At 69.5% G+C, this 11,232-nt stretch carries 11 protein-coding genes; all 11 read left to right on the top strand.

Features of this window, described 5'->3' with window-relative positions; genetic code table 11:
- The first annotated feature begins 486 nt into the window (after nt 1-486).
- From ACWEVN_RS24590 to nuoK, 11 genes are read left to right on the top strand one after another with little or no spacing between them, the layout of a single operon-like run.
- On the top strand, nt 487-906 hold the full coding sequence (locus tag ACWEVN_RS24590) for an NADH-quinone oxidoreductase subunit A (RefSeq protein ID WP_206790918.1): 420 nt from the start codon (nt 487-489) through the stop codon (nt 904-906).
- Between the two features lie 4 nt (nt 907-910).
- Complete coding sequence (locus ACWEVN_RS24585; RefSeq protein ID WP_043783847.1) at nt 911-1,459, top strand: NuoB/complex I 20 kDa subunit family protein; 549 nt, start codon at nt 911-913, stop codon at nt 1,457-1,459.
- Between the two features lie 4 nt (nt 1,460-1,463).
- Nucleotides 1,464-2,213, top strand: a complete 750-nt coding sequence (locus tag ACWEVN_RS24580) for an NADH-quinone oxidoreductase subunit C (RefSeq protein WP_452052838.1) — start codon at nt 1,464-1,466, stop codon at nt 2,211-2,213.
- Nucleotides 2,210-3,589, top strand: coding sequence for an NADH-quinone oxidoreductase subunit D (locus ACWEVN_RS24575; RefSeq protein WP_449682207.1), 1,380 nt, complete (start codon nt 2,210-2,212; stop codon nt 3,587-3,589). The genes ACWEVN_RS24580 and ACWEVN_RS24575 overlap by 4 nt, the downstream gene beginning before the upstream one ends.
- Complete coding sequence (nuoE, locus tag ACWEVN_RS24570; RefSeq protein ID WP_452052837.1) at nt 3,586-4,443, top strand: NADH-quinone oxidoreductase subunit NuoE; 858 nt, start codon at nt 3,586-3,588, stop codon at nt 4,441-4,443. The genes ACWEVN_RS24575 and nuoE overlap by 4 nt, the downstream gene beginning before the upstream one ends.
- Entirely contained in the window at nt 4,443-5,738 is a 1,296-nt protein-coding gene (gene nuoF / locus ACWEVN_RS24565; RefSeq protein ID WP_364514206.1) for an NADH-quinone oxidoreductase subunit NuoF, read from the top strand. The genes nuoE and nuoF overlap by 1 nt, the downstream gene beginning before the upstream one ends.
- On the top strand, nt 5,735-8,206 hold the full coding sequence (locus ACWEVN_RS24560) for an NADH-quinone oxidoreductase subunit G (RefSeq protein WP_452052836.1): 2,472 nt from the start codon (nt 5,735-5,737) through the stop codon (nt 8,204-8,206). Before nuoF ends, ACWEVN_RS24560 begins: the two co-directional genes overlap by 4 nt.
- The gene (gene nuoH / locus ACWEVN_RS24555; protein WP_449682204.1) at nt 8,203-9,552 is read left to right on the top strand and encodes an NADH-quinone oxidoreductase subunit NuoH; all 1,350 of its coding nucleotides are present in this window, start codon (nt 8,203-8,205) and stop codon (nt 9,550-9,552) included. The genes ACWEVN_RS24560 and nuoH overlap by 4 nt, the downstream gene beginning before the upstream one ends.
- Complete coding sequence (gene nuoI / locus ACWEVN_RS24550) at nt 9,539-10,063, top strand: NADH-quinone oxidoreductase subunit NuoI (protein WP_003081846.1); 525 nt, start codon at nt 9,539-9,541, stop codon at nt 10,061-10,063. The genes nuoH and nuoI overlap by 14 nt, the downstream gene beginning before the upstream one ends.
- On the top strand, nt 10,060-10,926 hold the full coding sequence (locus ACWEVN_RS24545; protein WP_449682203.1) for an NADH-quinone oxidoreductase subunit J: 867 nt from the start codon (nt 10,060-10,062) through the stop codon (nt 10,924-10,926). The genes nuoI and ACWEVN_RS24545 overlap by 4 nt, the downstream gene beginning before the upstream one ends.
- Nucleotides 10,923-11,222 carry an NADH-quinone oxidoreductase subunit NuoK gene (nuoK, locus tag ACWEVN_RS24540; protein WP_003081840.1) on the top strand — a complete coding sequence of 100 codons (300 nt, stop codon included), beginning with the start codon at nt 10,923-10,925 and terminating at the stop codon, nt 11,220-11,222. The genes ACWEVN_RS24545 and nuoK overlap by 4 nt, the downstream gene beginning before the upstream one ends.
- Nucleotides 11,223-11,232 lie beyond the last annotated feature (10 nt).

The raw sequence follows: 11,232 nt of genomic DNA, 5'->3' as shown, positions 1-11,232 counted from the left end.
GCCCGCACCGAACGCCACATTGGGTGCGTCAGATGCGCCCAACGCCACATTGGGGCGCTTTCTCGCGCGCGGACACACGAGTGGCCTAACAAGTTGGCCGTGCGGTCAGTGGGATAGATCACAGGTCAGCGCCCGTTTTGTCCGCCCGGATCGCGATCTTGAAGCCCCTTCGCGCAGGTCGCGCGCGCGGTGTTGCCGACCCGTGACAACGATGGCGAGGGAACTTAGGCGACCCTTATAACACGGGGTACTAGGGACAAGAGTGTGAGTCGCGTCCTAGACTCCCCCCATGCTTTGTGAATCCCTTCACATCCGCGACGAGTGGCTTGTGAACTATTTCACAAGCTGCTCACGGTCCAGCCACGGGCCGTAAGGAGACCCTGACCCTCGGCGGTGTGACCCAGGTCCCTTAGGGTGCCGACGAGGCCCAGCGGTTCCCCACCACAAGCACAACCGCAGCGGCGCGGAAAGGATGGCGAAGACCCCGTGCTGACGTTGCTGACCCGGACCGACACGGTGCAGCTGGCCCAAGAGGCCCCGAGCCTGAAGCCCTACCTGCCCCTGGTCCTGTTGTTCGTGCTGGCCTTGGCGTTCGCCGTGCTGTCGGTCCTGCTCGGGCCGCTCGTCGGACCCAGCCGGTACAACAAGGCCAAGCTCTCCGCCTACGAGTGCGGCATCGAGCCGTCCCCGCAGCCGCTCGTCGGCGCCGGGCGGATGCCGGTCGCGTACTACATCACCGCGATGCTGTTCATCCTGTTCGACATCGAGATGGTCTTCCTCTACCCGTTCGCCGTGCAGGCGGACGCGCTGGGCACCTTCGGCCTGGTGGAGATCCTGCTGTTCATCGCGACGGTCGGCTTCGCGTACGCCTACGTGTGGCGGCGCGGCGGCCTGGATTGGAACTAGACCCATGGGCCTGGAAGAAAAACTCCCCAACGGCGTCCTGCTGGCCAGCCTGGAAGGCCTCGTCAACTGGGCGCGCAAGAACTCGCTGTGGCCCGCCACCTTCGGCCTCGCCTGCTGCGCGATCGAGATGATGACGGTCGGCGGTTCCCGCTACGACATCGCCCGCTTCGGCATGGAGCGCTTCAGCGCGACGCCGCGCCAGGCCGACCTGATGATCGTCGCCGGGCGCGTCACGCAGAAGATGGCCCCGGTCCTGCGCCAGATCTACGACCAGATGGCCGAGCCGCGCTGGGTGCTCGCCATGGGCGTCTGCGCCTCCTCCGGCGGCATGTTCAACAACTACGCCGTGGTCCAGGGCGTCGACCACATCGTGCCGGTCGACATGTACCTGCCCGGCTGCCCGCCGCGGCCGGAGATGCTGCTGGACGCGATCCTCAAGCTGCACGCCAAGATCCAGGACGAGCCGATCAACGCCCGCCGCGCCGCCATCCGCGCCGCGAGCGGGGAGCGCACCGAGCTCGTCGCGTCGTCGATCAAGTACGCGAAGAAGTAGAGCGATGACTGAGAACCCCCAACCCGGCGAAGAGCAGTCCAGCGCCGAGCGAGCCGAAACCGGCCTGACGGCGGCGGGCCCGGGCGCGGCCGAGCCGGTCGTCACCGGGCGCGAACGCCAGGGCATGTTCGGCGTCCACGGCACCGGCGACACCTCCGGCTACGGCGGCGTCCGGCTCCCGGCGTACAGCCCGGCGCCGGCCGAACGCCCGTACGGCGGCTGGTTCGACCAGTTCGCCGACGAGTTCTACGCCGCGCTGGCCGAGCGCAAGATCCCCGCCGAGGCGATCCTGCAGACGACGGTCGACCGCGGCGAGATCACCTTCTACGTCGCCCGCGAGCACCTGCCCGCGATCGCGAAGGCCCTGCGCGACGACGGCGGCCTCCGGTTCGAGCTGTTGTCCTCGGTGTCCGGTGTGGACTACGGCGTCGACGTCCCGCAGCGGCTGCACGCGGTCTACCACTTCACGTCGCTGACCTACCGGCGCCGCATCCGCCTCGAGGTCACCCTCGACGTCGAGGACGCGCACGTGCCGTCGCTGGTGGAGACCTACCCGACCGCCGACTGGCAGGAGCGGGAGACCTGGGACATGTTCGGGATCGTCTTCGACGGCCACCCGGCGCTGACCCGGATCCTGATGCCGGACGACTGGGACGGCCACCCCCAGCGCAAGGACTACCCGCTCGGCGGGATCCCGGTCGAATACAAGGGCGCGGAGATCCCGCCGCCGGACCAGCGGAGGTCGTACTCGTGAGCACCGAGAACCTGTCCGACGTCACCACCGGGACGGACACGAGCGCGCCGGGGTCCGACAGCACCGACGACGTCAGCTACGCCGATTCCCGCGACACCACCGAAGGCCGCGTCTACACGGTCTCGGGCGGCGACTGGGACGACGTCATCGCCGACGCCCAGCACGACGAGCGCATGGTCATCAACATGGGCCCGCAGCACCCGTCGACGCACGGCGTGCTCCGGCTCGTGCTGGAGATGGAGGGCGAGACCGTCACGCAGCTGCGGTCGGTCATCGGCTACCTGCACACCGGCATCGAGAAGAACTGCGAGTACCGGACCTGGACCCAGGGCGTCACCTTCGTGACGCGCATGGACTACCTGGCCCCGCTGTCGACGGAGATGGCGTACTGCCTCGGCGTCGAGAAGCTGCTGCAGATCGAAGCCCCGCGCCGCGCGCAGCTGCTGCGCGTGCTGCTGCTGGAGATCAACCGGATCGGCTCGCACCTGGTCTACATCGCCACCGGCGGCATGGAGCTCGGCGCCACCACTGCGATGACGCTCGGCTTCCGCGAGCGCGAAGAGGTGCTGCACCTGCTGGAGCACCTGACCGGCCTGCGGATGAACCACGCGTTCATCCGCCCCGGCGGCCTCGCGCAGGACATGCCGGCCGACTACGTCGAGGTCGTCAAGGCGTTCGTCAAGACGATGAAGGAACGCCTCCCGCTGTACGACAAGCTCTTCACCGGCCAGCCGATCTGGCGCAACCGGCTCAAGGGCGTCGGCTACCTGCCGGTCGACGCGTGCCTCGCGCTCGGCGTCACCGGCCCGGTGCTGCGGTCCGCGGGCCTGCCCTGGGACCTGCGCAAGACCGAGCCGTACTCCTGCTACGACGAGTTCGACTTCGACGTGCCCGTGGACAACGGCGCCGACTGCTGGTCGCGCTACCTGATCCGGGTGCACGAGATGCACGAGAGCCTCAAGATCATCGAGCAGTGCCTCGAGAAGCTCGAGCCGGGCCCGGTCATGGTCGAGGACAAGAAGATCGCCTGGCCGGCGCAGCTGTCGATCGGCAGCGACGGCATGGGCAACTCGCTCGAGCACGTCAAGAAGATCATGGGCCAGTCGATGGAGTCCCTGATCCACCACTTCAAGCTGGTCACCGAGGGCTTCAAGGTCCCGGCCGGGCAGGTCTACGCGGCGGTCGAGTCACCCCGCGGCGAGCTGGGCGCGCACCTGGTCTCCGACGGCGGCACCCGGCCGCTGCGGGTCCACGTGCGCGAACCGAGCTTCGTGAACCTGCAGTCGATGCCCGCCATGGCCGAGGGCGGCCTGGTCGCCGACGTGATCGCCGCCATCGCCTCGATCGACCCCGTCATGGGGGGAGTGGACCGATGACCACAGCAGTTCCCGAGCCGGGCTCGAAGGACGCCGCGACGACGTACGCCGCGGCGGGGCCCGACACCGACGTCGTCGCCATCGCGCCGGACCCCGATGTGGCCGCCGGCATCATCACCGAGACGCCCCTGGAAGACATCTTCGACGCGGACATCCACGCCAAGGCGCAGGACCTGATCGCCCGCTACCCGATGTCCCGCTCGGCGCTGTTGCCGATGCTGCACCTCGTGCAGTCGGTGCAGGGGTACGTCAGCCAGGAAGGCATCGCGTTCTGCGCGCGGCAGCTCGACCTGTCCGACGCCGAGGTCAGCGCGGTCGCGACGTTCTACACGATGTACAAGCGCAAGCCGTGCGGCGAGCACCTCGTGAGCGTCTGCACCAACACGCTGTGCGCGGCCATGGGCGGCGATGCGATCTACAAGCGCCTCCAGACGCACCTCGGGTCCGAAGAGGAACCGCTGGGGCACAACGAGACCGCGGGCACGCCGAACGAGCCGGGCTCGATCACCCTCGAGCACGCCGAGTGCCTCGCGGCCTGTGACCTCGCGCCGGTCATCCAGGTCAACTACGAGTACTTCGACAACCAGACCGAGGACAAGGCCGTCGCGCTGGTCGACGCGCTGCAGGCGGGCAAGAAGCCGGCTCCGACGCGCGGCGCGCCGCTGTCGAACTTCAAGGGCGCCGAGCTGCAGCTCGCCGGGTTCTTCCCGGAGGACGAAGCGGCCTACCGCCGGGACGTCGACGGCCCGTCGCAGGCCGTCGAGACGCTGCGGGGCGCGAAGCTCGCGCAGGACCGCGGCTGGGTCGCCCCGGTGGCTTCCGATGTGCCGTTGCCAGAAGTGGAGAAGAAGTAATGGCCGATCCCATTACCCCCGTCCTCACGAAGCGCTGGCTGTCGCCGAACTCCTGGCAGATCGGGACGTACGAGGCCCTCGAGGGCTACACCGCCGTCCGCAAGGCCCTGGCCGGGACGCCGGAGCAGCTCGTCCAGCTGGTCAAGGACTCCGGCCTGCGCGGCCGCGGCGGCGCGGGCTTCCCGGCCGGCATCAAGTGGTCGTTCATGCCGCCGAACTTCGACAAGCCGCACTACCTGGTGATCAACGCCGACGAGGGCGAACCGGGGACCTGCAAGGACATCCCGCTGATGATGGCGGACCCGCACTCGCTCATCGAGGGCTGCATCATCGCCTCGTACGCGATGCGGTCCAACCACTGCTTCATCTACGTCCGCGGCGAGGCGCTGCACTGCATCCGCCGCCTCAACGCGGCCGTGCGCGAAGCCGAAGCGGCGGGCTACCTCGGCGAGAACATCCTCGGCTCGGGCTTCGACCTCAAGATCACCGTGCACGCGGGGGCGGGCGCCTACATCTGCGGTGAAGAAACGGCGCTGCTCGACTCGCTGGAAGGCCGTCGTGGCCAGCCGCGGCTCAAGCCGCCGTTCCCGGCCGCCGCGGGCCTCTACGCCGCGCCGACCACGGTGAACAACGTCGAGACCATCGCGAGCGCGCCGTTCATCGTCAACGGCGGGTCGAGCTGGTTCCGCGAGATGGGCCGCGAGAAGTCGCCCGGCCCGAAGATCTACTCGATCTCGGGTCACGTCGAGAAGCCCGGCCAGTACGAGTGCCCGCTGGGGACGACCCTGCGCGAGCTGCTCGACATGGCGGGCGGCATGAAGGACGGCATCCCGCTCAAGTTCTGGACTCCGGGCGGCTCGTCCACCCCGATGTTCACCGCCGAGCACCTCGACGTTCCGCTGGACTTCGAAGGCGCGGCGGAAGCCGGGTCGATGCTGGGCACCACCGCCGTCCAGGTCTTCAACGAGACCGTGTCGGTGCCGTGGGCCGTGATGAAGTGGACCCAGTTCTACGAGCACGAGTCCTGCGGCAAGTGCACGCCGTGCCGCGAGGGCACGTACTGGCTGGCGCAGATCCTCGAGCGCATGGTCGAGGGCCACGGCACCGAGGAGGACATCGACACCCTCCTCGACGTCTGCGACAACATCCTCGGCCGGTCGTTCTGCGCCCTCGGCGACGGCGCGGTGTCGCCGATCCAGAGCGGCATCAAGTACTTCCGCGAGGAATTCCTCGCGCTGTGCGAGAAGAACCGGCACGAACAGACCAAGCCCGAACTCGTGGGAGCGCAGGCATGACGATCGCCCCCGACAAGCCCGAGACCACCGAGACGCCGGTCCCCGAAGGCCACGTCAAGCTGGTCATCGACGGCGAAGAGGTCATCGCCCCCAAGGGCGAGCTCCTCATCCGCACGGCCGAACGCCTCGGCACCGTCATCCCGCGGTTCTGCGACCACCCCCTCCTCGACCCGGCCGGCGCCTGCCGCCAGTGCCTGGTCGAGGTCGAGATGGGCGGCCGTCCGATGCCGAAGCCGCAGGCGTCCTGCACGATGACCGTCGCCGACGGCATGGTCGTCAAGACGCAACTGACGTCGGCGGTGGCGGACAAGGCCCAGCAGGGTGTGATGGAGCTCCTGCTCATCAACCACCCCCTGGACTGCCCGATCTGCGACAAGGGCGGCGAGTGCCCGCTGCAGAACCAGGCGCTCGCGCACGGCCGCACGGACTCCCGGTTCGTCGACACCAAGCGGACGTTCCCCAAGCCGCTGCCGATCTCGACGCAGGTGCTGCTGGACCGCGAGCGCTGCGTGCTCTGCCAGCGCTGCACCCGGTTCTCCCGCGAGATCGCCGGTGACCCGTTCATCGAGCTCCTCGAGCGCGGCGCCCACCAGCAGATCGGCACCGCGGAGACGGCGGACGTCCTGGACCTGGCGTCGCGGACGACCAGCGGCCAGCCGTTCCAGTCCTACTTCTCCGGCAACGTCATCCAGATCTGCCCGGTCGGGGCCCTGACGAGCGCGGCCTACCGGTTCCGCTCCCGCCCGTTCGACCTGGTGTCCTCGCCGAGCGTCTGCGAGCACTGCTCGTCCGGCTGCGCCGAGCGCACCGACTTCCGCCGCGGCAAGGTCCAGCGCAAGCTGGCCGGCGACGACCCGGAAGTCAACGAAGAGTGGATCTGCGACAAGGGCCGGTTCGCCTTCCGCTACACCGGCGCCGAGGACCGCATCAAGCGCCCGCTGGTCCGCAACCGCGAGACCGGTGAGCTGGAAGAGGCGTCCTGGACCGACGCGCTGCGCATCGCCGCGGCGGGCCTCACCGAGGCCCGGTCGAACGGTGGCGTCGGCGTGCTGCCCGGTGGCCGGCTGACCGTCGAGGACGCCTACGCGTACTCGAAGTTCGCCCGTGTCGCCCTGCAGACCAACGACGTCGACTTCCGCGCCCGCCCGCACTCGGCCGAGGAGCTGGCGTTCATCACCTCGCACGTCGTGGGCGTGACACCGGAATCGGGCGTCACCTTCGGCGAGATCGAGCGGGCCCGCACGGTCCTGTGCGTCGCCTTCGAGCCTGAGGACGAAGCCCCGATCGTGTTCCTGCGGCTGCGCAAGGCGGCCCGCAAGAACCGCACCCGGGTCGTCCACTTGGGACAGTGGACGACGTCGTCGGTGCGCAAGACGTTCGGCGAGCTGCTCGCCTGCGTCCCCGGCCAGGAGGCCGCGGCCGTCGAGGGCATCGCCAAGCACGCGCCGGACCTCGACGAGGCCCTGCGCGGCGAAGGCGCGGTCGTCCTGGTCGGCGAGCGCGCCGCCGCGATCCCCGGCCTCTTCGCCGCCCTGCACGACCTGGTCGAGCGCACCGGCGTCCGGCTCGCGTGGATCCCGCGCCGCGCCGGTGACCGGGGTGCCCTGGAGACCGGCTGCGTGCCGTCGCTGCTGCCCGGCGGCCGCCGGGTCGGCGACGACGCCGCCCGCGTCGCCGTCGAAAACGCCTGGGGCGTCCCGCTCCCGGCCACCCCGGGCCGCGACGCGACCGACATCCTCCTGGCCGCTTCGGCCGGCGAGCTCGGCGGCCTGGTCGTCGGCGGGGTCGACCCGTACGACCTGCCGGACCCGGACCTCGCGCTGCGCGCGCTGGACACCGCCGGGTTCGTGGTCAGCCTCGAACTGCGGCACAGCGCGGTGACCGAGCGCGCGGACGTCGTGCTCCCGGTGGCGGCGTCGGACGAGAAGTCCGGCAGCTACCTGAACTGGGAGGGCCGCACCCGCCCGTTCGACACGACAATCGAAGGCACCGGCGCCCTGCCGGACTGCCGCGTGCTCGACACCCTCGCCGTCGAGATGGACGCGGACCTGTTCACGCAGACGCCGGCCGCGGCGCGCGGTGACTTCGAGAAGCTCGGCCCGGCTTCGGCGCTGCGCTGGAGCCACGTCGCCGCCGAGGTCGCGCCGCCCGCCACGCCGGGGGCCGGCCAGGCGGTCCTCTCGACCTGGCGCCAGCTGATCGACAACGGTTCGCTGCAGGACGGCGAGCCGCACCTCAAGGGCACCCAGCGCACCCCGGTCGCGCGGCTGTCCGCGAAGACCGCCGAAGGGCTGGGCGTCACCGTGCGCGTCAGCACCGAGCGCGGTGCGATCACGCTGCCGGTGGAGATCGCCGACCTGCCCGACGGCGTCGTGTGGCTGCCGGGCAACTCGGACGGCTCGGCCGTGTTCAAGACGCTCGGTGCCGGGCACGGCGCCGTCGTGAACCTCGCTGGAGGTGGGCAATGACCCCGCTGCTGACCGAAGCCGCCGTCGGGAGTGTCCCCGACGCGGCTACCCGGGCGGCGCTGCTGGCCGACGACCCGTTGTGGCTGATCCTGCTCAAGTGCGTGGTCATCCTGCTGATCGGGCCGATCATGACGATCTTCCTGATCGTCTGGGAGCGCAAGGCGGTCGGCCGGATGCAGAACCGGCCCGGCCCCAACCGGGTCGGCCCGGGCGGCTACCTGCAGTCCCTGGCGGACGCGATCAAGCTGCCGTTCAAGGAACAGATCATCCCGGACACCGCCGACCGCAAGGTGTACTTCCTCGCGCCGGTCATGTGCGTGGTGCCCTCGCTGATCGCGCTGTCGGCCATCCCGTTCGGGCCGGTCGTCTCGATCTTCGGCGAGCGGACCGTCCTGCAGCTGCTCGACCTGCCGGTCAGCGCGCTGGTGATCCTGGCCTGCTCCTCGATCGGCGTCTACGGCATCGTGCTCGCCGGCTGGTCGTCCGGCTCGCCGTACCCGCTGCTCGGCGGCATGCGCTCCGCGGCGCAGGTGATCTCCTACGAGATCGCGATGGGGCTCTCGATCGTCGCGGTGATCCTGCAGGCCGGGTCGCTGAACCTGGCCGACATCGTCGGCGCGCAGCACAAGGTGTGGTTCCTCTACCTGGTCCCGAGCTTCGTGATCTACCTGATCTCGATGGTCGGCGAGACCAACCGCGCCCCGTTCGACCTCCCCGAGGCCGAGTCGGAGCTGGTCGGCGGCTTCCACACCGAGTACAGCTCGATGAAGTTCGCGATGTTCTTCCTCGCCGAGTACGTCAACATGGTGATCGTCTCGGCGTTCGCGACGACGCTGTTCCTCGGCGGCTGGATGGCCCCGTGGCCGCTGTCGCTGATCGGGAACAACGTCCTCAACACCGGCTGGTGGCCGGTGCTGTGGTTCTTCGCGAAGATGTTCATCCTGCTCTTCGGGTTCATCTGGCTGCGCGGCACGCTGCCCCGCCTGCGCTACGACCAGTTCATGCGCCTGGGCTGGAAGGTCCTGGTCCCGCTGAACCTGGTCTGGATCATCATGGTGACGTTCGCGAAGGTCATCGCCTGGAACACCGCGACCATCATCATCGCCGCGGTCGCGATCTTCATCGTCGTCGCGCTGTTCTTCTACGTCCGGGCCGCGAGCCGGGAAGAGGAGAGCGAAAGCATCCCGGTCACCGGCGGCGGCTTCCCGGTCCCGCCGCTGGACCTCAAGGTGCCGCAGACCACCCCGCGTCAGAAGGCTTTGGCCAAGGCCGAGGCGAAGGCGGCCCGCCGCAAGCCGGCGGCCGTCGGTACCGCAAAGGAAGGGGCACAAGATGGGGTTTCTTGATCCCGTCAAGGGCTTCGGCGTCACCTTCGGGATGATGTTCAAGAAGGTCGCCACCGAGGAGTACCCGGAGGCCGGCGCGCCCGCCGCCCCGCGCTACCACGGCCGGCACCAGCTGAACCGCCACCCGGACGGCCTCGAGAAGTGCGTCGGCTGCGAGCTGTGCGCGTGGGCGTGCCCGGCGGACGCGATCTTCGTCGAGGGCGGTGACAACACCGAGGAAGCCCGGTACTCGCCGGGCGAGCGGTACGGCGCGGACTACCAGATCAACTACCTGCGCTGCATCGGCTGCGGCCTCTGCATCGAGGCGTGCCCGACCCGGTCGCTGACGATGATCAACTTCTACGAGCTGGCCGACGACGACCGCCAGCGGCTGATCTACACGAAGGAAGACCTGCTCGCCCCGCTGCTGCCCGGCATGGAGCAGCCGCCGCACCCGATGCGGCTCGGCGAGAACGAGCAGGACTACTACGTGAACGGCCCCGAGCTCGCACGCGGGGAGGGCGTCAAGTGATCTCCGCAGTTCTGGCCGCGGCGCCTTCCCCGTCGGCCGGTGTTTCCACCGGCGAAGCGATCGCGTTCTGGGTCCTCGGCCCGCTCTCGCTGCTCGGCGCGCTCGGCATGATCTTCTCCCGCAACGCCGTCCACTCGGCGCTGTGGCTGGTGCTGACCATGCTGAGCCTGGGCGCGCTGTACATGATCCAGTCGGCGCCGTTCCTGGGCTTCACCCAGATCATCGTCTACACCGGCGCGATCATGATGCTGTTCCTCTTCGTGCTGATGCTGGTCGGCCGGGAGAGCTCGGACTCGGTCGTCGAAGTCCTGCGCGGGCAGCGGCTGGCCGCGACGGTGCTCGGCATCGGGCTGGCCGCGCTGCTGGCCACCGGCATCTACCGGGCGCTGGCGAACGTCACCCCGGCCGTCCCGCTCGACTCCGCCACTCCCGCGGGTGGCGGGCCGAAGGGCCTCGGCCGGCTGATCTTCACCGACTACCTGTTCCCGTTCGAGCTGACGTCGGCGCTGCTCATCACCGCCGCGATCGGCGCGATGGTGCTGGCGTTCACCGACCGGCACGCCAAGGGCGGGAAGCTCACGCAGAAGGAACTGGTGCTCCTGCGGTTCCGCGGCGAGCACGACCGGCCGTCGCCGCTGCCCGGCCCGGGTGTCTTCGCCACCGCCAACTCGGTGGCCACCCCGGCGCTGCTGCCGGACGGCACGGTCGCCCCGGAGTCGCTGTCGGCGATCATCGAGTCTACTTCGGCGATCGAGCTGGCGAAGGAACGCAAGCTCGTCGCGGACGAGGGCCCGCACCCGGACGCGCACGCCCTGGTCGGTTCCGAGGGCACTCCGGAAGGCTCGGAAGGGGAGAAGGCATGACCCCCACGTACTACCTGCTGCTGTCGGCGTTGCTGTTCGCGCTCGGCGCGGTCGGCGTGCTGGTACGGCGCAACGCGATCGTCGTGTTCATGTGCATCGAGCTGATGCTCAACGCCGTGAACCTGTCGCTGGTCACCTTCGCCCGGATCAACGGCGGGCTCGACGGCCAGATCATGGCGTTCTTCGTCATGGTCGTCGCGGCCGCCGAGGTCGTGGTCGGCCTGGCGATCATCATGGCCATCTTCCGCACCCGGCGCTCGGCCTCGGTCGACGACACCAACCTGCTGAAGTACTAGGAGACCCCCG

The organism is Amycolatopsis sp. NPDC003861 (genome assembly GCF_053605405.1).
This window is presented reverse-complemented; position numbering and strand designations above follow the sequence as displayed.